This window comes from Brevibacterium atlanticum (assembly GCF_011617245.1).
GTDB lineage: Bacteria > Actinomycetota > Actinomycetes > Actinomycetales > Brevibacteriaceae > Brevibacterium > Brevibacterium atlanticum.
Map to the genome: position 1 here is coordinate 877893 of NZ_CP050152.1, position 23110 is coordinate 901002.

A 23110-nucleotide genomic window follows, 5' to 3' on the forward strand; every position below is an offset into this window, starting at 1 on the left:
GGTTCTTGGACCATTACCGCCTGAGGCCTCTTTTTTGTGGGGTTGTGGTGGTGGTCTGTGTGGTTTTGCGGTGGTGATAGTGGTGGGGAAACGCCCGGTTAACCGTTCCGATCCCGGTAGCTAAGCCCATTCGCGCTGATGGTACTGCAACTTGGTGGTTGTGGGAGAGTAGGTGACTGCCGCAATATTCTTTGGGAGGGGTTCTGTCCGACGTCATGTCGGGCAGAACCCCTTTTCTTTTTTGGTGGTGGGTCGTGTCTGACTGTGTGTCGGGCGGGGCCCGCTTTTGTGTATTCACGGGCGTGTGGGTGGTGTTCATGAGGTGTGTCTTCAACGTCGAGCGGCAGGCCGAACCGGCATCGCAGCCGGCATCCTATTGCTACTGCTTGTTATGAGTCGTATCCTGATCAGTAACTCTCATGTTGGTTATGATAAGCGCCGTTAGGATAAACGATGCATGTGACCCGCACTGTTGGACGCCGCCTCGGCGAGATCGGGACCTCTGTGCGTCAATGGCGACTCATGCAGTCCCTCAAAGCTGAGGAGGTTGCCGAGCGAGCAGGCATCTCCCGTTCGACCCTCCAGAAAATCGAACGCGGAGAACCGGGAGTCTCTGTCGGTGCCGTCCTTTCCGTGATGCAGGCGCTCGGGCAGCTTGACCACATCGTTGAGGCCTTCGACCCATTGAGTACCGATATCGGACGCCTGCGCTCCGCAGAGAAACTGCCATCGAGGGTTCGACGATGAGTGAGCAGGTTCATGTCGAGATCGACCTGGACGGGCGGACCGCTCTCGTGGGCGAGGCGTACTTTCACGTCACTCGCAGCCAGATCTCCACGACATTCAAGTACGCCGACGAGTTCCTCGGATCCCGCCAGGCTTACCCCATTTCACCTGAGCTCTCACTCTCCGTCGCCCCGATCTCTGTGCCAGGACTGCCTGGGGCATTCAGCGACTCTGCTCCAGACCGGTGGGGGCGCAACCTCGTCGCGAAGCAGCATCGGCGTCGGGTCGCACAAGGTGATGCCCGCGATCGCCGGCTGACTGAGGTGGACTATCTGCTCGGGGTCAGTGACACCACCCGCCAGGGAGCGCTTCGATTCAGGAGAACCTCGACCACGGAATATCTGAGGACCGGAGCCTCCGTGCCGAGGACCGTCTCGCTGCCGGAACTCCAACATGCCGCCGATGAGGCCACTGACGGATCAGGAGCTGCCATCAAACGGCTGCTCGATGCAGGCACCGGCTCTCTCGGCGGTGCCCGGCCGAAGGCCTCGGTTGCAGGAGACTCCGGGGCTCTGATGATTGCAAAGTTCACCAGGCCGAGCGATGACTGGAGCGTCATCCTCTGGGAGCGGCTGGCGTTGGAAATCGCACAGTCGTCGGGGGTTGCGGTGCCACACGCACAGTTGGTGCGGATCGACGCACGTCCGGTGCTGCTCCTTGACCGGTTCGATCGGCAGAGTGCGCGGCGAATCGGTTACATGAGCGCGATGACAGCTTCCGAGCGCCGCGACGGCGAGCACGCTGACTACGTCGACATCGTCGAAGCGATCGAAGACACGAGCAGTCGATGGCGGCGTGACTGCAGGGAGCTGTTCCGACGGATGGCGCTGTCCTCTGCGCTGCACAACACGGACGACCACCTTCGGAACCACGGCTTCCTTCGCAGCGACGCCGGCTGGGAACTCAGCCCGGCCTTCGACATCAATCCTGAACCCGACCTCGCGGTTGAGCGGCAGACTGCGATCAACGGCGTGACCGAGGCGGAACACGAAGCAGAAGCTCTGCTCGAGTTCGCCCCACTGTGCCACCTCACGATTTCGGAGGCGCGTACGATCCTCTCCGAGGTCACCGAGGCGGTCAGTCGCTGGGAGGACCGTGCAAACGCACTGGCGGTCCCATCTCGAGAACTCACCTTCGTCGGGGATGCGATGAACACGCAGCTCTCGCGGCTCCGAGCCGTCTTGCGGGCTGCCCTCTAGGCGGCCGTTCCGCGAAATGGCGCGGTCCATGCCTGTCAGCGGTCGGGGCTGTGTCTGGGGTGTGGGTGGCATGTGGTGGGTGTCACGTGGTGTGGGTGGGGTTTGGATTTGCGTGGGTGTCATTGCCTGGTCTAGAGTTATATCTCGTTGCCCCGCCGGAAACGAGGTTCCAAGAACAGAGTTTCCACCGGGCCTGACCAGGACAAACACGGTTTGTCGGGTGGTTGGGACGGATGGGGTGGCCAACAGAAACTGATACCCCCAGTGAACACGCTTGTGTGTGGTGATGGGTGTGTGTTTGTGGTTTGAGAATCCAATAGCGTGTTTGTTTGAACAAGTTGTGATGCCAGAACATTTATTTTCTGGTGAGACAATCACACGGCCAAGCATCTGTGTTCATCCTTCGTGTGGGTGGTTCTTCGCCGAACCACCCAGGTATGCGGGGTGGGCGTTTCGGGTGTTTGGTTGTTTTTTGGTCAACCTTCTCACCCCGTGAGGGGTTGGCTGTCTTGCTGGGATTCATTCGTACCATGATTTTTTATGGAGAGTTTGATCCTGGCTCAGGACGAACGCTGGCTGCGTGCTTAACACATGCAAGTCGAACGCTGAAGCCCGAAGCTTGCTTTGGGTGGATGAGTGGCGAACGGGTGAGTAACACGTGAGTAACCTGCCCCTGATTTCGGGATAAGCCTGGGAAACTGGGTCTAATACCGGATACGACCTTCCCTCGCATGAGGGTTGGTGGAAAGTTTTTCGATTGGGGATGGGCTCGCGGCCTATCAGCTTGTTGGTGGGGTAATGGCCTACCAAGGCGACGACGGGTAGCCGGCCTGAGAGGGCGACCGGCCACACTGGGACTGAGACACGGCCCAGACTCCTACGGGAGGCAGCAGTGGGGAATATTGCACAATGGGGGAAACCCTGATGCAGCGACGCAGCGTGCGGGATGACGGCCTTCGGGTTGTAAACCGCTTTCAGCAGGGAAGAAGCGGAAGTGACGGTACCTGCAGAAGAAGTACCGGCTAACTACGTGCCAGCAGCCGCGGTAATACGTAGGGTACGAGCGTTGTCCGGAATTATTGGGCGTAAAGAGCTCGTAGGTGGTTGGTCACGTCTGCTGTGGAAACGCAACGCTTAACGTTGCGCGTGCAGTGGGTACGGGCTGACTAGAGTGCAGTAGGGGAGTCTGGAATTCCTGGTGTAGCGGTGAAATGCGCAGATATCAGGAGGAACACCGGTGGCGAAGGCGGGACTCTGGGCTGTAACTGACACTGAGGAGCGAAAGCATGGGGAGCGAACAGGATTAGATACCCTGGTAGTCCATGCCGTAAACGTTGGGCACTAGGTGTGGGGGGCATTCCACGTTCTCCGCGCCGTAGCTAACGCATTAAGTGCCCCGCCTGGGGAGTACGGTCGCAAGGCTAAAACTCAAAGGAATTGACGGGGGCCCGCACAAGCGGCGGAGCATGCGGATTAATTCGATGCAACGCGAAGAACCTTACCAAGGCTTGACATACACTGGACCGTTCTGGAAACAGTTCTTCTCTTTGGAGCTGGTGTACAGGTGGTGCATGGTTGTCGTCAGCTCGTGTCGTGAGATGTTGGGTTAAGTCCCGCAACGAGCGCAACCCTCGTTCTATGTTGCCAGCACGTGATGGTGGGAACTCATAGGAGACTGCCGGGGTCAACTCGGAGGAAGGTGGGGATGACGTCAAATCATCATGCCCTTTATGTCTTGGGCTTCACGCATGCTACAATGGCTGGTACAGAGAGAGGCGAACCCGTGAGGGTGAGCGAATCCCTTAAAGCCAGTCTCAGTTCGGATCGTAGTCTGCAATTCGACTACGTGAAGTCGGAGTCGCTAGTAATCGCAGATCAGCAACGCTGCGGTGAATACGTTCCCGGGCCTTGTACACACCGCCCTTCAAGTCACGAAAGTCGGTAACACCCGAAGCCGGTGGCCCAACCCCTTGTGGGAGGGGGCCGTCTAAGGTGGGACTGGTGATTGGGACTAAGTCGTAACAAGGTAGCCGTACCGGAAGGTGCGGCTGGATCACCTCCTTTCTAAGGAGCGCACATCAGAACCCCAACGCGTGGCCCGTGCGTGGTCATGGTTGGGAGCTCAAGGGTGGAACATCACAACTCCCGCTCATCGGCTCAGCGTCGTCAAGGTATGTGCCTTGTGTGACGGTGGGGAACTGGTGGGCTAGAACGGGCACGTTATTGGGTCCTGGAATCACAAACCCCGACACTTCGGTGTTGGGTGTGGTTTCAACCAACAGGACCGACCCTACGCAGGCAGCCACAATGGTGGTTGTTTGTGGGTGGTGTTTGGTAGTGGTTTGAGAATCGTATAGTGGACGCGAGCATCCATACCGCACACAGTGTGTGTGGTGTGATGTAATGTGATTTTCTTGTGATCATCGTAGAGTGATGAAATATTTTTTCGCGCACACGCATGCCGACCATCTTTTGATGGGGTGGGGTGAGTGTGTAAGAGCGCATGGTGGATGCCTTGGCATCAGGAGCCGATGAAGGACGTGGAAATCTGCGATAAGCCTCGGGGAGCCGATAAACGGGCGTTGATCCGAGGGTGTCCGAATGGGGAAACCCCGCCATCTGTGAGGGTGGTGACCCGTGTCTGAATATATAGGGCATGTGGGGGGAACGCGGGGAAGTGAAACATCTCAGTACCCGCAGGAAGAGAAAATAATAATGATTCCGGGAGTAGTGGCGAGCGAAACTGGATGAGCCTAAACCTTCGTAGTGTGAGAGCGTGCTGGTGTTGCTGCGTGGGTGTTGTGGGGTGTGCATGTTCTGGTTCAGCATGGCCGGGCTGTGTGAGTGTGTGGTGTAGTCGAACCTGGTGGGAAACAGGACCGGAGTGGGTGAGAGTCCCGTAGACGAAACACTGCTGCCGCATGGTGTGTAGATACCCGAGTAGCACGGAACTCGTGGAATTTCGTGTGAATCTGCCAGGACCACCTGGTAAGGCTAAATACTTCCTGATGACCGATAGCGGATGAGTACCGTGAGGGAATGGTGAAAAGTACCCCGGGAGGGGAGTGAAAGAGTACCTGAAACCATGTGCTTACAATCCGTCAGAGCAGCATCTTGATGGCTGTGATGGCGTGCCTTTTGAAGAATGAGCCTGCGAGTTAGCGGTGCGTGGCGAGGTTAACCCGTGTGGGGTAGCCGTAGCGAAAGCGAGTCCGAATAGGGCGTTACAGTCGCGTGTCCTAGACCCGAAGCGGAGTGATCTAGCCATGGGCAGGGTGAAGCGTGTGTAAGAGCGCGTGGAGGCCCGCACCCACTTCAGTTGAAAATGGAGGGGATGACCTGTGGTTAGGGGTGAAAGGCCAATCAAACTCTGTGATAGCTGGTTCTCCCCGAAATGCATTTAGGTGCAGCGTTGCGTGGTTCTTGCTGGAGGTAGAGCTACTGGATGGCTGATGGGCCCCACCGGGTTACTGACGTCAACTAAACTCCGAATGCCAGTCAAGGTTCAGCGTGGCAGTGAGACAGTGGGGGATAAGCTTCATTGTCGAGAGGGAAACAGCCCAGACCATCAACTAAGGCCCCTAAGCGTGTGCTCAGTGGGAAAGGATGTTCAGTTGCGAAGACAACCAGGAGGTTGGCTTAGAAGCAGCCATCCTTGAAAGAGTGCGTAATAGCTCACTGGTCAAGTGATTGAGCGCCGATAATGTAGCGGGGCTAAGTACACCGCCGAAGTTGTGGCAGCACCACGTATAACCGTAATGGTGTGGTGTTGGGTAGGGGAGCGTCGAGTCGCCGGTGAAGCTGCAGTGTGAACTAGTGGTGGAGGCGTCTCGAGTGAGAATGCAGGCATGAGTAGCGAAAGACGGGTGAGAAACCCGTCCACCGGATGACCAAGGGTTCCAGGGCTAGGCTAATCCGCCCTGGGTAAGTCGGGACCTAAGGCGAGGCCGACAGGCGTAGTCGATGGACAACCAGTTGATATTCTGGTACCGACACACAACCGACAGTACCAAAACACACGAAACTAACCCCCAAACTCCTCCTATGGGTCTTCGGATCTGTTGTTGGGGATGCTGGGGGGACCTGAGTGTGGAGTCGGTAAGCGTGAGGTGTGACGCAGAAAGGTAGCCAGGCCGTGCGATGGTAGTCACGGTCTAAGGTGGTAGCACGTGGGGGTAGGCAAATCCGTCCCCACACATGGTGTGAGAGCTGATGGGCGCCCCACATTTGGTGGGGTGATCTGGTGATCCTCTGCTGCCGAGAAAAGCATCGACGTGAGGGTGTGTGTTGCCCGTACCCTATAACCGACACAGGTGGTCGAGTAGAGAATACTAAGGTGATCGAGAGAATCGTGGTTAAGGAACTCGGCAAAATGCCCCCGTAACTTCGGGAGAAGGGGGACCATCCCGGTGAACCACCCTTTGCGGTGGGATGTGCTGGTGGTGGTCGCAGAGGCCAGAGAGAAGCGACTGTTTATTAAAAACACAGGTCCGTGCGAAGATGTAAGTCGATGTATACGGACTGACGCCTGCCCGGTGCTGGAAGGTTAAGAGGACCTGTTAACCCTTTTGTGGGTGAAGCGGAGAATTTAAGCCCCAGTAAACGGCGGTGGTAACTATAACCATCCTAAGGTAGCGAAATTCCTTGTCGGGTAAGTTCCGACCTGCACGAATGGCGTAACGACTTCTCTGCTGTCTCAACCACGAACTCGGCGAAATTGCATTACGAGTAAAGATGCTCGTTACGCGCAGCAGGACGGAAAGACCCCGAGACCTTCACTATAGTTTGGTATTGGGATTCGGTGTGGTTTGTGTAGGATAGGTGGGAGACAAGGATACTTGCACGCTAGTGTGGGTGGAGTCGATCGGTGAAATACCACTCTGACCATAGTGGATTCCTGAACTTCGGACCCTGATCGGGTTCAGGGACAGTGCCTGATGGGTAGTTTAACTGGGGCGGTTGCCTCCTAAAGAGTAACGGAGGCGCCCAAAGGTTCCCTCAGCCTGGTTGGCAATCAGGTGTCGAGTGTAAGTGCACAAGGGAGCTTGACTGTGAGACGGACGTGTCGAGCAGGAGCGAAAGCTGGGACTAGTGACCCGGCCATGGCTTGTGGAAGCGTGGTCGCTCAACGGATAAAAGGTACCTCGGGGATAACAGGCTGATCTTGCCCAAGAGTCCATATCGACGGCATGGTTTGGCACCTCGATGTCGGCTCGTCGCATCCTGGGGCTGGAGTCGGTCCCAAGGGTTGGGCTGTTCGCCCATTAAAGCGGTACGCGAGCTGGGTTTAGAACGTCGTGAGACAGTTCGGTCCCTATCCGCTGCGTGCGTAGGAAATTTGTGGAGGTCTGTCCTTAGTACGAGAGGACCGGGACGGACGAACCTCTGGTGTGCCAGTTGTTCCGCCAGGAGCATGGCTGGTTGGCTACGTTCGGGATGGATAACCGCTGAAAGCATCTAAGCGGGAAGCCTGCTCCGAGATGAGATTTCCAACTGTCCTTTGAGGCAGGGGAGGTGTCCTATAGATGATGGGGTTGATAGGCCGGGTATGGAAGCGCAGTAATGTGTGGAGTTGACTGGTACTAATACACCGATCACTCACTCAACCAACAAAATTGTGGTTGGTGTGTGTGCGAGTTTTGTTGCTCTGAGCTGGTTGCTTGAGAATCCGCGTTCGCTCTTGTGGGTGTGCGTGTGTTGTGTCGATGGGTGTTCGCGTTCGCTGTGCGGTTCTTGGACCATTACCGCCTGAGGCCTCTTTTTTGTGGGGTTGTGGTGGTGGTCTGTGTGGTTTTGCGGTGGTGATAGTGGTGGGGAAACGCCCGGTTAACCGTTCCGATCCCGGTAGCTAAGCCCATTCGCGCTGATGGTACTGCAACTTGGTGGTTGTGGGAGAGTAGGTGACTGCCGCAATATTCTTTGGGAGGGGTTCTGTCCGACGTCATGTCGGGCAGAACCCCCTTTTTCGTATTCATGCGGGGCCTCGTCTGAACGGTCGGGCAATCCGACCGCCCGGCCGCTCGCGTCGGGGCTTCTCGACTGCGACTGTTGGGAAAACTGCACTACAGGCAAGACCTCTTGTCGATAGTGTTGGATCCATGACTACATCTGATCCGACGCACACCGCGGACGAACATTTCTCCGAGTCGGGGCCAACAGTTGACGATATGGACTCAGCTTCCACCTCCGGTTCCACGACGCGGCCGGTGCGACGTCGCTGGGTCGGAGTCGTGTGGGCCCTCCACTGGTTTCTCCGGATGATGCTCGCCATCTCGCTCTTGCCCTACGCGTGGACGAAGATATTCCACACCCAGATGGGATACGCCGATTACGCCGATGCCCTCGTCCAGTACGGAGAAATGAGCCCAATGGGCCTGCTGTGGCGGTTCATGGCCTTCTCTCCGACCGTACAGGGGCTGGCCGGCGCGGCAGAGCTCATCGCAGTGATTCTTCTGCTGTTCCGCCGCACAGCCTGGCTCGGCGCACTCATCGCTGCCATGGACATGAGTATCGTGTTCCTTCTCAACCTCACCTTCGACGTCCCGGTGAAACAACTCTCGGGCGCGATGGCGCTGGCCGGCCTCATTCTGCTCGTTCCCAACCTCCCCCGTGTCGTACGGTTCGTCCTCGGTCGGGCGACGGGTCCTGCTGTCAGCGGGGTCGTCTCACACAACCGCATCTTCGCTGGAATCACTCGGTGGGCATCTCCGATCCTCGCCGTCATCATCATTGTCGGCAGCGGACTCGTGTCCGGCATCGGCCTCAACTGGGGCCGTGCTGGGACCCCGGAACAGATCTCGGGAGTGTACAGCGTCGAATCCGGGGGACAGGAGACCCCGATCAAGGGAACCGACCACACGACAGACGACATCACTCAGATCGCTTTCGGCCAGATAGGGGAGGGCATGAAACGGATGAGCATCCGCTACGACAACGGCGACTACCAGGACGGCACCTACACCGTGAACGGTGACGCAATCGCAATCAAGCTGTTCCCGATAAGAAAGGGCGCTCAGGGTCTGATGCGCGACTATTCCGGAACGATGGACTTCACCGCTGACCGCACCGGCGAGGGTTCGTTCTCGTTGCACACCGGAGAGGCCGAGCTGACGATCACCAGCGATGCCGAGCGCCGGTTCCTGTTCGACCGGGGCTTCCGGTGGGGACCGGACACCCCGGTCAATCGCTGACGATCGACGCGTCGCAGGATCAGCCTCAGCGACCGAAGAGCTTCGAGAACAGCCCCTTCTTCTTCGGCTTGTCCTCCTGCGCAGGCTTCTCCTCGGCGGGTGTGCCTGACTGCTCGGCATCGTGCGAGGGGGGCTGGGCTTCGGCCGCCGCTACTTCCTGCGCGTCGGAATCGCCTACGGCAGACCTCGTCGACTCGGTGGCGTCGGTCGTCGGCTCTGCTGCCGAATCGGTCTCGGACGCGGCAGGAGCATTCGTGGACGCCGCAGGAGCACTCCCGGATGCGGCCGCGGCCGCTGGGCGTGACGCCTCGTCGGGGGTTGAGCTCGCGGCTGGAGCGGTCTCTGCGGGAGCCACAGCCGGCTCTGCCGGTGCCGGTGCGGCAGCCGCCGAACCGGCACGGTCCGGTGTCTCCTGCGGGGCAGCCTCGGCGGGGATACCTGACGATGCTGCGGCGAACTGTTCGGCTGCCTCGCCCTCAAGAGGCGTGTTCATATCGCAATTGGAGATGCGGCGCTCATCGTCGAAGGACAGGTCCGCCGATCCGTCGGCGAAGAGCATCCGCAACCCGCCGTCGGGAAGCTCCCGCACCGGGATTCCGCGCTTGGCCACATAGGACTCGATGGCCGCACGGTGATCGCTCACCGTCGTCTGTGTCAGGCCCTGCATGAGGGCACGCACCGAAACCTTGACCTGGGGGTGCGGCAGGGCGATTTCGGGAGCGTCGACGAGAAGCCATACCGTCGTGCCGGCGCCTGCCACGGCCGGATAGTGGGCCCACTTGTCGGTGGCCTCCTTCGCCGCCAGGGTCAGGCGCAGCGCCAACTCCTCGTCGAGGTCGAGCTCGGCGGTCGTGAGCTCAGGGACCTCCTCGGCGGCACCGAACTTACGGACGTCGTGGGAGAGGCCGACCACGGCATCGGGGAAGTCGTTGACATTCTCCCAGCCCCACAGCCAGGTCGTGTCCCGGCTCGACTCCGAACCGAGCAGGTGCGGGCGACCGCGCAGGACGACGTCACCGTCCGCGGTGAACGTCAGGTGCGGGTCCGCGGTGAAGTCGACTTCCCATTCGGCGTCGGCGATGAGCCCACCGAAGTGCGTCTGCACCTCCGTGGAGTAGAAGACGGCGCGGTTGACCAGGTCCTGCAGAGTTGTGCTCATGGTCTCAAGCCTAGGCGGGTGCGCGCGAGAATCGAGGAGGCACGCGGTGAGACGGGGCACGTCGATCGTATGACGGGCGAGGCGGGGCCGGACGGGGCGCGTCGGCCGTCGGCCGGGGGCGACGGTGAGGCGGGCGAGGCCGGACCGTGTGAGTGCCGTGACCGGGCCGTGAAAAGGGCTGTGTCAGTGCCGTGTGGTGGAGTGGAACGATCGGAGGTCTTTCAAAGCAAGGAGAACACATGTAGAGTTGCCTGTTGCGCTTTGCGCCTCTCACGACTCCATCATCAGTCACTCATCACACAGGACTCACATCGTGGCCCTACTCCGCCTGTCCCTGAAATACGCCAAAGCCTACTGGCCGTTCATCGTCCTCGTCGTCATCCTGCAGCTGGCCTCGACGATCGCGGCCCTCTACCTGCCGAGCCTCAACGCCCGAATCATCGACGAAGGCGTCGCCGAGGGCGATACCGACTTCATCTGGTCGACGGGAATGCGGATGCTGCTCGTCTGCTTCGTCCAGGTCATCACCGCCATCACCGCGATCTACTTCGGTGCCAAGACCGGCATGGGAGTCGGGCGCGACCTCCGCCGAGCCGTCTACCGCCAGGTCGACGACCTGTCGATGCTCGAGGTCGGACAGTTCGGCTCCGCCACCCTCATCACGCGCAACACCAACGACGTGCAGCAAGTGCAGATGCTCGTGCTCATGACTCTGAACTTCATGGTCTCGACGCCGATCATGTGCATCGGCGGGATCATCATGGCCCTGCGCGAAGACGTCGGCCTGTCCTGGCTCGTGTGGGTCTCCGTGCCTGTCCTCTTCGTCGTCGTCGCCATCCTCGTCTACCTCCTCATGCCGCTCTTCCGGCGCATGCAGTCCCAGGTCGACGACATCAACGGCGTCCTCCGCGAACAGATCACCGGCATCCGCGTCATCCGCGCCTTCGTCCGCGAGCCCTTCGAAACCGACCGCTACGCCGACGCCAACCGTGCCCTGACCGAGACCTCGGTCAAGGTCGGCAACCTCTTCGTCCTCATGTTCCCCGCGATCATGATGATCCTCCACCTCGCGACCGCGGCCGTGCTGTGGTTCGGCGGTCACCGTGTCGACGCCGGACAGATGGAGGTCGGCTCCCTGACGGCGTTCCTGCAGTACCTTCTGCAGATCCTCGTGGCCGTGATGATGGGCGTGTTCATGATGATGATGATTCCGCGCGCCGTCGTGTGCGCCGAGCGCATCGCAGAGATCCTCGACGCCCGTTCGACCATGACCATTCCCACCGGGGTCGACGCGCTTCCGCGTGGTGGTGAACTCGAGTTCCGCAATGTCACCTTCGGCTACCCCGGCGCCGAGGTGCCCGTCCTCGAAGGACTGAACTTCACCGCCCGTCCGGGGACGACGACCGCGATCATCGGTTCCACCGGAGCCGGCAAATCGACGATCGTCAACCTCATCCCCAGACTCATCGACCCGCAGGACGGTCAGGTACTCATCGACGGCATCCCCGTCACCGAGTTCAACCGTCGGCAGCTCTCGCAGCTGATCGGGCTGGTCCCGCAGAAGCCCTATCTGTTCTCCGGCACGATCGCCTCCAATCTGCGCTTCGGCAATGAGGAGGCCACCGAGGCGGAGCTGTGGGAGGCTCTGCGCATCGCCCAGGCCGATGACTTCGTCGCGGAGAAAGAGCACCAGCTCGACGAGCGAGTCGCTCAAGGAGGGACGAACTACTCGGGCGGGCAGCGACAGCGACTGTGCATCGCCAGGGCGCTGACCGTGAGACCGCAGATCTACGTCTTCGACGATTCGTTCTCGGCCCTCGACGTCGCCACCGACTCACGGCTGCGCGCAGCCCTCGACGATTCCACCGGTGACGCCACCGTCATCGTCGTGGCCCAGCGCGTTTCGACGATCCGCAGCGCCGATCAGATCATCGTCCTCGAAGCCGGGAAGATCGTCGGGCGCGGCACTCACGAGGAACTCGCTGAGACCAACCCGACGTATCGGGAGATCATCGAGTCCCAGCTGACGACGGAAGAGGTGAACTGACATGGCGAACGACACTTCGACCGATGCCGTCGTGACAGCCGACGACGAATACATCCCCAGCGGAGACGATCTCGAAGCCGCCGGCGGCACGCCACCGCGCAAGGCCAAGCACTTCTGGCCGTCGGTGAAGCGGCTGTTCGGACTCATGTCCCGCGAGAAGCTGGGACTGTTCAACGTCGTCGCCCTCGTCGTCGGCTCCGTGGTCCTCACCGTCATCGCCCCGAAGGTCCTCGGCAAAGCCATGGACGTCGTGTACTCCGGAGTCATCGGCGCCCAGCTGCCGGCCGGGGCGAACATCGACGACATCATCGCCGGTGCTCGCGCGCAGGGACGTGACGACTTCGCCGATATGCTCGCCACCGCCGACGTGGTGCCCGGACAGGGCATCGACTTCACCGCGCTCGGGCAGATCATCATCATCGTCCTCCTCATGTACCTCGTGGCCTCGATGCTCATGTGGGCGCAGGGCTACATCCTCAACGCCCTGGTCATGCGCGTGGTCTACCGACTGCGTGAGGACATCGAACGCAAGATCAACCGCCTGCCGCTGCGCTACTTCGACACTCGGCAGCGCGGCGACGTGATGTCGCGGGTGACCAACGACGTCGACAACATCCAGCAGGCTCTGCAGCAGGCGTTCTCGCAGTTGGTGCAGTCGGCGCTGACGATCATCGGCATCGGCGTGATGATGTTCATCGTGTCCTGGCAGCTCGCGCTGCTGGCGCTCATCGCCCTGCCGCTGTCGGCGATCATCGCCGGAGTCATCGGCACCCGGTCGCAGAAGCTGTTCAAGGCCCAGTGGAAGCACACGGGAGAGGTCAACGGCCATGTCGAAGAGTCCTTCTCCGGCCTCGACATCGTCCGCGCCTTCGGCCGCGGCGAAGTGATGCTCGAGGAGTTCGACCGCCGCAATGAATCGCTATATAAAGCCTCGGCGGGGGCGCAGTTCGTCTCCGGCATGATCATGCCCTCGATGCAGTTCGTGTCATACCTGAGCTACGTCCTCATCGCCGTCGCCGGCGGCCTCAAGGTCGCCACGGGGCAGATGACGCTCGGCGATGCCACCGCGTTCATCCAGTACTCACGTGAGTTCTCCCAGCCGATCTCCGAGATGGCCGGAGTCGCCAACATGCTCCAGTCCGGCGTCGCCTCGGCCGAGCGGACCTTCGAACTGCTCGATGCCGACGAGGAGGACCCCGACGAGGTGCAGCGGGAGCTGCCGCCCCGCACTCCAGGAAAGGTCGAATTCTCCGAGGTCAGCTTCCGCTACACCCCGGAGACGCCACTCATCGAGAAGGTGTCCTTCACCGCCGAACCCGGCCACACAGTGGCGATCGTCGGACCGACCGGCGCCGGCAAGACCACCCTGGTCAACCTCGTCATGCGCTTCTACGAGATCACGGGCGGCGCGATCTTCCTCGACGGCATCGACACCCGCGACCTCAGCCGCGCCGACCTGCGCTCTCACGTGGGCATGGTGCTCCAGGATGCGTGGCTGTTCGAAGGCACGATCGCCGACAACATCCGCTACGGCAGGCTGGCCGCCACCGATGAGGAGGTCGCCGCCGCCGCGAAGGCGACGATGGTCGACCGGTTCGTCAGGCAGCTGCCCGACGGCTATGACACCGTCATCGACTCCGACGGAGGCAGCGTCTCGGCCGGCGAACGTCAGCTGATCACCATCGCGAGGGCATTCCTCGCGGATCCCTCCCTGCTCATCCTCGACGAGGCGACATCCTCGGTCGACACCCGCACCGAGGTGCTCGTGCAGCAGGCGATGGCTGCCCTGCGCACGGATCGGACGTCCTTCGTCATCGCCCACCGGCTGTCGACGATCCGCGACGCCGACACCATCCTCGTGATGGAGGACGGTGCCATCGTCGAACACGGCAGCCATGAGGATCTGCTCGCCGCCGAGGGAGCCTACCATCGGCTGTACATGTCGCAGTTTCGCGGAGAGGACGCCGAGGAGCAGTTCACCGCCGAGGTGCTGGCCGAGACCGAGGCCGGCGCCGTGACCGAGGACGCCGGAACCACCGATGGTGACACCGGCGAGGACGGTCCGACCGATGGAGGCTCTGACGGAGCGGATGCATTCGATGGAACGCCGGCAGGACAGGCGGACAGGTCCTCGGGAGGATCATCGAACGACGATCCGACGCGGCCGGCATAGTCGTCGCAGGCCGACATCTCCACCGCGGGTCCCCGAGCACAGGCTCGGGGACCCGCGGCATATTCACTCCCGAAAACGCGCCTCAAGCAGAAATCGCGGATAACACTTTTTCAGCCGAGAATGCCGAAATCAAAGGATCTGTCATACAGTCCGGGCCGCGCGACGAGACAGCTCGGACACACGGTTGTGCTGGTCAGAGGCCAATCATCCGAATCACCTGAAAGGCCCACGAAGCCCGTCCGCCATGAAATGTTGCGATGCGATATACATTCGACAATGCGCGGATATCACTTCTGTCATGACCTAAATGACCAAAAGTCGTGCCGCCCCGATCGTCTGCGTAGGGTCCTTGCCACAACTGAAAACGGACACCGGCCAGTACTCTGGAAGGAACATCATGAAACGGTTGGCAATGGCGGCAACGTTCGCTCTCGCACTCTCCATCGGAGGGTGGAGTCAAGCGGCCGCACAGGCAGATGACAGCACGACACCGCAGGCAGCAGACGTCCAAGCCGCAGGCGATACCGGCAACGACGACACTGACGCGCCGGACCGCGAATCTCCGGCCCCTTCAGACCCCGCTGACGATGAAGACGCATCGGATTCGGATCAAGGCGAAGACAGCACCGACCCGGGAGAGGACGAGAACCCGACGGAACCCGGTGACGGCGAAGAGCCGACCGATCCGGACGAGAACACCGACGAACCGACGGAGGACTCGACGCCGATCGAGGCCTCGTTCTCTCTCGATGAGAAGGAGATGACCGTCGACGAGGCGGCCAAGGCGATTCCGTACACCATCACCGGTCTCAAGGCCGGGGACACCGTGACCGCGGAGCCCGGCGAGGGCGGTGCACACACCGTCGACAGCGACGGAACGTTCAAGGGAGAGCTGCGCGGCAACACCGAACTGAAGGAAGGCGCCACACTCGACGTCACCGTGACCGTCGCCCGCGAAGGTGAGGAGTCGAAGACCTTCACCGGCAGTGTGAAGATCACCGCCGACGATGACGAGGACGCCGCGCTGAGTGTTTCGCCGAGGTCCTCCGACATCGACGATTTCCTCTTTGACGGTGTGGGCATGACCATGTCGAACTGTGAGCCCGGACAGGATGTGAAGTTCGAGATCCACGCCGCCGACGACCCCGACCAGTTTGTCTGGGAGGACACACAGAAGGCCGATGAGGGCGGCACATCCTCCAAGACCTTCCTTCCGGGAACCGGGGGCGACGCGTGGGTCGGTGACTACGTCGCCACGGCCACCTGCGGTGACCAGAGTGCCGACGCGCCCTTCTCCGTGACCGAGGACGGTGACGGTTCCGACGCTGATCTCAGCGTCACTCCGAAGAGTCAGGCGCTGAGCGACTTCCTCAAGAACGGTGTCAACATCACCCTGGTCAACTGCCACGTCGATTCCGATGTGACGTTCCGGGTGAGCACCAAACGCGATCCCGACACCGAGGTCTGGAAAGAGACTCAGAAGGCCGGAGAAGACGCGGCCGGATCCGTGCAGTTCACTCCGGAAGAAGGCGGAGCCGGCTGGGCCGACGAATTCCTCGTCATGGCCTCCTGCGGTGACAAGAGCGCAGAGACGACCTTCACCGTGACTGATGACGGCAGCGTCGTCGATCCGAAGCTCTCGGTTGATCCGGAGAAGCTGCCCGGTGAGGACTTCATCAACCGGGACAAGGGCGTGAACCTCACCGTGACCGAGTGCGAACCGGGTGCCGATGTGAACTTCCAGGTCTGGGGCCACGACCCCAGCGAGAAGCTCTACGACCAGACGGCCGAAGCCAACGACAACGGCGCCGCGGCTGTCCAGGTCTACGGGCTCGACAGTGACCCCGGTGCCTACGTCGGCACGTACAGAGTGACCGCGGTCTGCATGGACCACGGCATGAACGGGAAGTTCGTCGTCACCGGCGAGGGATCCGGAGGCTCGGGCGGCGGCTCGGACGAATCCGGCAATGCCGGCGATACCGGGTCGATGCCGCGCACCGGTGCCGAACTCACCGGACTGACCGCGGGGGCCCTGCTCATCCTCGGCGGTGCCGGGGCAATCGCCCTGGCACGTCGGAAGAACAGGAGCTGAACGCAGCCGGTGCCCCGTCGGGTCGGTGAAGTCTCCCGGCCCGACGGCGTGAACCGGTTCCGTCGGACAGCGATCGGCCCCGACATTCGACTCATCGTCGAGTGTCGGGACCGACCCGTGTTTACCCTGCACCGATGCCGAACGAGTTCGCGTGCACTCTGAGGTGAGTCACGTCGGAGGCTTGTTCGCTCGGCATACGCAGTTCTACCTTGGTCGTCATGGAAGCAAGGAAGCTTTCATAGCATCGACGAACAAGGAGCAGAATGATGTCCAATCCCGGACAGCCTACGATCAAGCGCGGTGACAAGGGCACCGCGGTCCTGCGTGCACAGCGAGCCCTGCGGAGGACTCCCGACCTCAGCGTTGCGGTCGACGGTGACTTCGGCCCCGACACCGAAGCAGGGGTCACGCGGTTTCAAGAGAATGCCGGACTGAAAGTCGATGGAATCGTCGGAGACAAGACGTGGGAGGAGCTGCCTGATGGCGGCCCGATGCCACTCCTGAAGAGCGGCGCGAAAGGTGACATCGTGCGTGATCTGCAAGAGGTCCTCATCGCCGGAGCCGACAGCGGCGATTGGCCGTCACCCGGTGAAGCCGACGGAGACTTCGGCGCCGACACCACGACAGCAGTCGAGGGCTTCCAGAAATGGGGAGAAGTCGACGCTGACGGCATCGTCGGCGACAAGACCTGGGCCGTACCGCTGCACGCGACGAACAGTACCCTGGAGAGCGCCGTCGGTCTCGACTGGGTGGAAGACTGACGACAGCTCAGGCCCCGAGTCTCGGATTCGTTCCGAGACTCGGGGCCTGACGCGTGTTCAGCCCGTGCGGGCGCGAGGCAGTGTTCGTGCGTGAAGGGCAGGTGTTCAGCCCTTGGCGACGAGCGTGCGCACGGCTGAGGAGAAGAACCCCTGACCGTCGATGCCGCCGCCGTCCTCGGGGCCGAATCCGGCTTCGACGGCGTGCTCGGGGTGCGGCATGAGTCCGACGACATTGCCCGCTTCGTTCGTGATCCCGGCGATGTCGCGCAGCGAACCGTTCGGATTGCCGCCCTGGTAGCGGAAGACCACACGACCGGTGGACTCGAGTTCATCGAGCACCTCGTCGGTGGCGACGTACCCGCCCTCACCGTTCTTCAGCGGAATCCGGATCGTCTGACCCTGCTCGAAGTCGCCGGTCCAGGCGGTGTCCGCGTTCTCGACGAGGAGATCCTGGTCGCGGCAGATGAAGTGCTGGTGGTCGTTGCGGATGAGCGCACCGGGCAACAGATGGGATTCGCAGAGGATCTGGAAGCCGTTGCAGATTCCGAGCACCGGCATCCCGGCGTTCGCCGCGGCCACCACGAACTCCATGATCGGAGCGAAGCCGGCGATCGCGCCGCAGCGCAGATAGTCGCCGTACGAGAACCCGCCGGGCAGGATGATGGCGTCGACTCCGCCCAGTGTCGAATCCGCGTGCCACAGATTGACAGGGTTCGCTCCGGCGAGGCGCACCGCGCGGGCGGCATCACGGTCATCGAGCGTTCCCGGGAACGTGACGACACCGATCGACACTCCGGACTCAGCCCCCGCCTCGGCGATGGTGGGATCGGTGGCCACAGCGGTCACGATGCGTCCCCGACTGCGCGCACGGCGACGACGTTCTCGATGACGGGGTTCGACAGGAGCTTCTCGGCGGCTTCGCGCGCCTGGGCGAGGACTTCCTCGGTGGCTTCGCCTTCCACCTCGAGTTCGAACCGCTTGCCCTGACGGACCTCACCGAATCCAGTGAAGCCGAGGCGAGTCAATCCGCCGGAGATCGCCTTGCCCTGTGGGTCAAGGATCTCGGGTTTGGGCATCACCTCAACGACGACACGTGCCATGCGTGTACTGCTCCTTTGTGAAAGTGTTCGGGAGTTCCTCCCGCGCTCGTCCAAAGTCTACCAAGCAGGTGGCGGCCCCCGGCCCCGCCGTCCGCTCGCCGGGATCGGTCAGGAGTCGAAGCCCATGCCCACAGCGTCGAGGACCCTGAGCAGCGGGCCGCGCTTGCCCTCGTTCTCATCGGCTTTGATCAGCGCCTGCGTCGTCATCTTGATGCCCAGCCACGCAGCGGGTTCGGGAGGGAACGGCAGTGGCAGCCGGCGCACCATCTCGAGCTCGGTCAGCTCCGTCGATGCGCCGGAGAGCAGATCGAGCATGACGGTTCCGGCGAAACGGGACGCCCCCACGCCGAGGCCGGTGAAGCCCGCCGCCATCGCCACCTTCTTCCCGTACGCGGTCGTGAAGAACGAGAAGAAGCGGGAGCAGGTGTCGATCGGTCCACCCCACTTGTGCGTGAACGTCAGCCCCTCGAGTTGGGGGAAGGTGGCGAAGAAGTGCTCGGCCAGGGTCTCGAAGGTCTCGGGCCTCTGGTCGTACTTCCACGAGATCTGCCGGCCGAAGTGATAGACGGCGTCCCAGCCGCCGAAGAGGATCCGGTTGTCCGCGCTCAGCCGGTAGTAGTGGAAACGGTTCGCACAGTCGCCGATGCCCTGCCGACCCTCCCACCCGATCGCAGTGAGCTGCTCATCACTCAGTGGTTCGGTCATCAGCGCATAGTCATAGACGGGAACGGTGTGGAGGCTGACGCGTTTGAGCAGGGAGGGGAAGACGTTCGTCGCCAACGCGACGCGCTCGGCCGAGATCGTGGAGCAGGGAGTACTCGCGCAGTCGTTGATCGTCTCGGCGGTCACCTCGGTCGTCACCTGCACATGCGACTTCCGGTCGCTGACGTCGGTGACCTTCGTCCCCTCGAAGACCTCGACGCCGAGCTGGCGGACGACGCGCAGCAGCTCCCAACACAGCTTCGCCGGGTTGACCAGGGCGACCTCGCGGGAGTCCCACAGCGCGGCCTTGTACGTCGGTGACTTCACGAGCTCGGCCAGCTGCTGCTGGCCATAGAAGACGAAGCCGGCGTCCGGGTCGTGGGCCTCGCGGAGTTCGGCGACCTGGTAGTCCTCGGTGGCGACGTCGAGCTCACCCGTGCGTTCGAACTCGCAGTCCATGCCGTACCTCTCCACGGCCGCCTCGATCGCGTCGAGGTTCTCCCGCCCGAGCTGGGCGAGACGGTCGTTCTCGTCCGGAAGGTGGGTTTCACCGTTGTCATAGCCGTGGGTGAGACTGGCCGCGCAGAAGCCGCCATTGCGCCCCGAGGCGGCCCACCCGATCGAGTTCGCCTCGACGAGGACGACGTGCCGGTCGGGGTCACGTTCCTTCGCCTGCAGCGCGGTCCACAGTCCGGTGAACCCGCCGCCGACGACGAGGAGTTCGGCCGGGATGTCCCGGCTCAGCGGCGGCAGCGGTTCGGGGCGCTCGGCGGAGTCGAGCCAGAACGGAACGGTCGAGGCGTCGGCCAGTGCGGCGTGCACGTCCATGTCACTTCACTTTCGTATGGGTGTGGACTCTGCCGGACGGCAGGCCCAGGTCGGCGCGGCCCCACCTCGGCGAGGGGATGGCAGTCCATCATCCGGCCATGGTCTTGATGACCTCTGTGGCGTTGCCGCCGGCCTTGCGCAGGACGAAGCCGACGAAGCCGAGCGCGGCCAGGGTGAGGACGAACATCACCGTCGACATCGCTGCGACTTCCGGGCGCAGGGCCACGCGCACGGCGGAGAAGATGTAGACCGGCCACGGTGTGTAGCCGGGCTGCTGGACGAAGCTCGAGAGGATCGTGTTGTCGAGGCTGACGGTGAACGACATCAGCGCGCCGGCGAGGATGCCGGGAGCGGCGATCGGCAGGGTGATGTCCTTGAACCGGTTCCACGGGGTCGCACCGAGGTCGGCAGCGGCATCCTCGAGCTGGGTGTCCATCCCAGCCAGCCGCGCGCGGACGATGAACGTCACGATCGCCATGGAGAACATCGCATGGGAGATGATCAGGCGCACCAGGCCGTTGTTGAGCGGGGTGATGCCCCAATCGACGCCGACGGTGACGAACCACGGCAGGAACGAGATGCCGTCGACGATCTCGGGAGTGACCAGCGTCAGGCCGAGGATCCCCGTCAGCCCCAGCGCCCACCAGGCTCCGCGCGGTGCCCGGGCCAGGGCGACGCCGCCGAGGATGCCGAAGATCGTGGAGACGATGGCGGTGCCCACGGCGGCCTGGAGGCTCGTGACGATCGAGGAGATGATGATGTCGTTGTTGATTCCGCTGATGTAGGCGTGCAGCCCGAAGCCGCGGAAGTTCGCGAGCACCTTGCCGTTGTTGAACGAGTAGGCGATGATCACCGCGATCGGGACGAACAGGTAGACGAAGACGAGGATGCCCCAGACGTGCAAGGCGAAATCGGTCGGTGTGCGGCGTGCGAAGGTGTTCTTCTTCGGCATCTCAGGCCCTCCCGTCGTGCAGCGGAACACTGTTGAGTCTGGCCGTGATCGTCTGCCCGAGCTTGAGCAGAGCGAAGCCGACCCCGACGACGACCAGGGTGGAGATGATGAGGATCATCGCCATGGCCGCACCGACCGCCCAGTTCTGAGCGGTGTTGAATTGGTTGGCGATGAGCTGACCGACCATCGATCCGCTGGCCCCGCCGAGGACGGTGGCCGTGACGTAGTCGCCGTTGAGCGGGATGAATACGAGCAGGCAGCCGGAGACGACCCCTGGCATCGCCATCGGCAGCGTCACCCGCAGGAACGTCTTCACCTTCCCGGCGCCGAGGTCGTAGCTGGCTTCGCGGAGCTTCTTGCCGGAGGCGTCGATGGCGACGAACAGCGGCAGGATCATCAGCGGCAGATAGTTGTAGACGACGCCGATCTGCACGGCGGAGCGGGTGTAGAGGATGTCGAGGGGGCCGTCGAGCAGCCCGAGGCTCTGCATCCAATTCGAGAGGAACCCGTCGGGGGAGAGCATGATCTGCCACCCCAGGGTGCGGACGAGGAAGTTCGTCCAGAACGGGACCATCACCAGTGCCAGCGCCAGAGACCGCCGGGCCGGTGAGACCTTGATCGCCAACCAGTAGGCGAAGGGCAGGGCGATGACCAGGCACAGGATCGTGCCGAGGATCGAGATCCGCAGGGTCGCGAAGAACGTCGACACGAAGCTTGAGCTCATCGCCTCCGGGTAGCGGCCGAGCGAGAGGTGGTCGGTGGCGATGGCGGTGAACTCGTCCGGTTTGTAGCCGAAGCTGTAGAAGATGACCAGAGCCAGCGGGATGATGAAGAAGAACACCGCATAGGCCCAGGTCGGAAACGACATCGCGGCGGCCCCGAAGAGCCTCGTGGACATGCCCCCGGGTGTGGCAGGCTTCTTCTCTGCCGACGCTGTCGAGGTCGGTGTTCGGGTGCTCATGCTCCACTCCTTGCCTGCGCGTCGGTGAGGATCTTCGTGCGGATCTGGTCGGCCGGCGTCTGTTTGCTCGGTTCCAGTCGGTCGAGGACCTTCTGGGCCGGGAAGATGAGGTCCTGCTGGTCGAGGTCGGCTTTCTTCGCCTGTTCGGCCAGGCCCTTCGTCCCGATCGGGTAGCCGATGTAGTCGAGCTGCTCGACCGCGGTGTCCGGGGCGATCATGTGATTGATGAAGGCGTGGGCGGAGTCCGGGTGCGGGGCTCCGGTGGCGATCGCCCAGCAGTCCATCCACAGATTCGCCGAGGGCGTCGGGAACACGAACTTCCAGTTCTCCGGATCCTTGACCTCCGTCAGCCCCTGCCGCGCATCGCCGTTGTAGGCGTGCAGGAGGGTGAAGCTGCCTTGGATCATGCTCGTCGCGGCATTGCCGACATAGGCCTTGACGTTCGGGGCCACGTCGTCGATGAGGATGTTCCGGGCTTCGTCGAGCTCACCCTCGTCCTCGGTGTTGAGGCTGTAGCCGAGCGCTCCCAAGGCGATCGCCGAGACCTCCCACGGATCCTCGAGGAGCGCGGTCGTCCCTTTGGCTTCCTTCTGTGCGGTGTCGATGAAGTCCTGCCAGCTGGTCAGCTCGCGGTCGATCGTCTTCGTGTTGTAGACGAACCCGGTGGTGCCCCACGCCTTGCAGATCGAGTACGTGTTGTCCGGGTCGAAGTATTGGTGCGTGAAGTTCGGATCCATGTGCTCGAAGTTCGGAATCAGGCTGAGGTCGAGCTCCTGGAGCAGATCGTGGTTGAGCATCTGCGGGATATTCGATCCTGTCGGCACGACGACGTCGTAGCCGGACGTTCCCCGTGAGGTCGAGAGCTTCGCCACGAGCTCTTCGTTCGACCCGTAGGAGTCGACCTGGACGAGCACGTCGTACTTCGACTTGAAGGCCTCGAGGAGTTCGGGATTGTCGTAGTCGCCCCACGAGTAGAGGTTGAGCTTCGACTCGAGTTCGCCGTCCGTCGGCGGGGAGGCCGCCATCTTCGTGGTCTTCCCGCACGCGCTCAGGGCACCGAGCCCGACGACACCGAACCCGGCCAGCAGCGCTCGCCGACTCAGCCTCGCCGAGGCGGCCCGTGGCGCCAGGAACGTCACATCGGGTCTCATGGGTGCCAT

14 protein-coding genes and 4 rRNA genes are annotated in these 23110 nt (G+C 62.1%); 11 read left to right on the forward strand and 7 right to left on the reverse strand.

The annotated features are described in order from the left end of the window. Positions 1-66 precede the first annotated feature (66 nt). The 7 genes from rrf (GUY23_RS03730) to GUY23_RS03760 all read left to right on the forward strand — a co-directional run bounded on the left by rrf (GUY23_RS03730) (position 67) and on the right by GUY23_RS03760 (position 9175). A 5S ribosomal RNA gene (gene rrf, locus GUY23_RS03730) occupies positions 67-185 on the forward strand. Between the two features lie 268 nt (positions 186-453). Further along, on the forward strand, positions 454-747 hold the full coding sequence (locus tag GUY23_RS03735) for a helix-turn-helix domain-containing protein (RefSeq protein WP_166969857.1): 294 nt from the start codon (positions 454-456) through the stop codon (positions 745-747). After that, positions 744-1985 carry a type II toxin-antitoxin system HipA family toxin gene (locus GUY23_RS03740; RefSeq protein ID WP_166969859.1) on the forward strand — a complete coding sequence of 414 codons (1242 nt, stop codon included), beginning with the start codon at positions 744-746 and terminating at the stop codon, positions 1983-1985. Before GUY23_RS03735 ends, GUY23_RS03740 begins: the two co-directional genes overlap by 4 nt. Before the next feature lie 537 nt (positions 1986-2522). After that, a 16S ribosomal RNA gene (locus tag GUY23_RS03745) occupies positions 2523-4049 on the forward strand. Between the two features lie 419 nt (positions 4050-4468). After that, positions 4469-7591: ribosomal RNA gene (locus tag GUY23_RS03750) — 23S ribosomal RNA — on the forward strand. A 188-nt stretch (positions 7592-7779) separates the two neighbouring features. Next, positions 7780-7898: ribosomal RNA gene (gene rrf, locus GUY23_RS03755) — 5S ribosomal RNA — on the forward strand. The 16S, 23S and 5S rRNA genes sit together here, the layout of an rRNA operon. Positions 7899-8152: 254 nt before the next feature. Continuing rightward, positions 8153-9175: a DoxX family protein gene (locus GUY23_RS03760; RefSeq protein WP_166969861.1), complete on the forward strand. Its 1023-nt coding sequence runs from the start codon at positions 8153-8155 to the stop codon at positions 9173-9175. Between the two features lie 25 nt (positions 9176-9200). On the opposite strand, the gene GUY23_RS18745 is transcribed toward GUY23_RS03760, so the two are convergent. Further along, on the reverse strand, positions 9201-10334 hold the full coding sequence (locus tag GUY23_RS18745) for a DUF6882 domain-containing protein (protein WP_166969863.1): 1134 nt from the start codon (positions 10332-10334) through the stop codon (positions 9201-9203). A gap of 313 nt (positions 10335-10647) precedes the next feature. Here GUY23_RS18745 and GUY23_RS03770 point away from each other — a divergent pair, with 313 nt between their 5' ends. The 4 genes from GUY23_RS03770 to GUY23_RS03785 all read left to right on the forward strand — a co-directional run bounded on the left by GUY23_RS03770 (position 10648) and on the right by GUY23_RS03785 (position 17407). Further along, positions 10648-12381, forward strand: a complete 1734-nt coding sequence (locus GUY23_RS03770) for an ABC transporter ATP-binding protein (protein ID WP_166969865.1) — start codon at positions 10648-10650, stop codon at positions 12379-12381. A gap of 1 nt (position 12382) precedes the next feature. Then, the gene (locus tag GUY23_RS03775; RefSeq protein WP_166969867.1) at positions 12383-14554 is read left to right on the forward strand and encodes an ABC transporter ATP-binding protein; all 2172 of its coding nucleotides are present in this window, start codon (positions 12383-12385) and stop codon (positions 14552-14554) included. 397 nt (positions 14555-14951) lie between these two features. After that, a complete protein-coding gene (locus GUY23_RS03780; protein ID WP_166969869.1) occupies positions 14952-16646 on the forward strand; it encodes an LPXTG cell wall anchor domain-containing protein in 1695 nt (564 codons plus the stop codon). 263 nt (positions 16647-16909) lie between these two features. Then, complete coding sequence (locus GUY23_RS03785) at positions 16910-17407, forward strand: peptidoglycan-binding domain-containing protein (protein WP_166969870.1); 498 nt, start codon at positions 16910-16912, stop codon at positions 17405-17407. 105 nt (positions 17408-17512) lie between these two features. Here the strand turns inward: GUY23_RS03785 and purQ are convergent, their stop codons facing one another. The 6 genes from purQ to GUY23_RS03815 form a co-directional block, all read right to left on the reverse strand. Next, positions 17513-18253, reverse strand: a complete 741-nt coding sequence (purQ, locus tag GUY23_RS03790) for a phosphoribosylformylglycinamidine synthase subunit PurQ (RefSeq protein WP_166969872.1) — start codon at positions 18251-18253, stop codon at positions 17513-17515. Continuing rightward, positions 18250-18507 (reverse strand): phosphoribosylformylglycinamidine synthase subunit PurS, encoded by a 258-nt coding sequence (gene purS, locus GUY23_RS03795; protein WP_166969874.1) that lies wholly within the window; start codon positions 18505-18507, stop codon positions 18250-18252. The genes purQ and purS overlap by 4 nt, the downstream gene beginning before the upstream one ends. Positions 18508-18615: 108 nt before the next feature. Next, the gene (locus tag GUY23_RS03800) at positions 18616-20037 is read right to left on the reverse strand and encodes an NAD(P)/FAD-dependent oxidoreductase (RefSeq protein WP_166969876.1); all 1422 of its coding nucleotides are present in this window, start codon (positions 20035-20037) and stop codon (positions 18616-18618) included. Positions 20038-20125: 88 nt separating this feature from the next. Further along, positions 20126-20989 carry an ABC transporter permease gene (locus tag GUY23_RS03805; protein WP_166969877.1) on the reverse strand — a complete coding sequence of 288 codons (864 nt, stop codon included), beginning with the start codon at positions 20987-20989 and terminating at the stop codon, positions 20126-20128. Between the two features lies 1 nt (position 20990). Next, complete coding sequence (locus GUY23_RS03810) at positions 20991-21950, reverse strand: ABC transporter permease (RefSeq protein ID WP_228282724.1); 960 nt, start codon at positions 21948-21950, stop codon at positions 20991-20993. Next, positions 21947-23110 carry a polyamine ABC transporter substrate-binding protein gene (locus GUY23_RS03815; protein ID WP_228282725.1) on the reverse strand — a complete coding sequence of 388 codons (1164 nt, stop codon included), beginning with the start codon at positions 23108-23110 and terminating at the stop codon, positions 21947-21949. Before GUY23_RS03815 ends, GUY23_RS03810 begins: the two co-directional genes overlap by 4 nt.

Excerpts from the sequence above, each read along its gene's own strand:
- GUY23_RS03735 (WP_166969857.1), top strand. The coding sequence starts at position 454 with ATGCATGTGACCCGCACTGTTGGACGCCGCCTCGGCGAGATCGGGACC.
- GUY23_RS03740 (WP_166969859.1), top strand. The coding sequence starts at position 744 with ATGAGTGAGCAGGTTCATGTCGAGATCGACCTGGACGGGCGGACCGCT.
- GUY23_RS03760 (WP_166969861.1), top strand. The coding sequence starts at position 8,153 with ATGGACTCAGCTTCCACCTCCGGTTCCACGACGCGGCCGGTGCGACGT.
- GUY23_RS18745 (WP_166969863.1), bottom strand. The coding sequence starts at position 10,334 with ATGAGCACAACTCTGCAGGACCTGGTCAACCGCGCCGTCTTCTACTCC.
- GUY23_RS03775 (WP_166969867.1), top strand. The coding sequence starts at position 12,383 with ATGGCGAACGACACTTCGACCGATGCCGTCGTGACAGCCGACGACGAA.
- GUY23_RS03780 (WP_166969869.1), top strand. The coding sequence starts at position 14,952 with ATGAAACGGTTGGCAATGGCGGCAACGTTCGCTCTCGCACTCTCCATC.
- GUY23_RS03785 (WP_166969870.1), top strand. The coding sequence starts at position 16,910 with ATGATGTCCAATCCCGGACAGCCTACGATCAAGCGCGGTGACAAGGGC.
- purS (WP_166969874.1), bottom strand. The coding sequence starts at position 18,507 with ATGGCACGTGTCGTCGTTGAGGTGATGCCCAAACCCGAGATCCTTGAC.
- GUY23_RS03800 (WP_166969876.1), bottom strand. The coding sequence starts at position 20,037 with ATGGACGTGCACGCCGCACTGGCCGACGCCTCGACCGTTCCGTTCTGG.
- GUY23_RS03805 (WP_166969877.1), bottom strand. The coding sequence starts at position 20,989 with ATGCCGAAGAAGAACACCTTCGCACGCCGCACACCGACCGATTTCGCC.
- GUY23_RS03810 (WP_228282724.1), bottom strand. The coding sequence starts at position 21,950 with ATGAGCACCCGAACACCGACCTCGACAGCGTCGGCAGAGAAGAAGCCT.
- GUY23_RS03815 (WP_228282725.1), bottom strand. The coding sequence starts at position 23,110 with ATGGCACCCATGAGACCCGATGTGACGTTCCTGGCGCCACGGGCCGCC.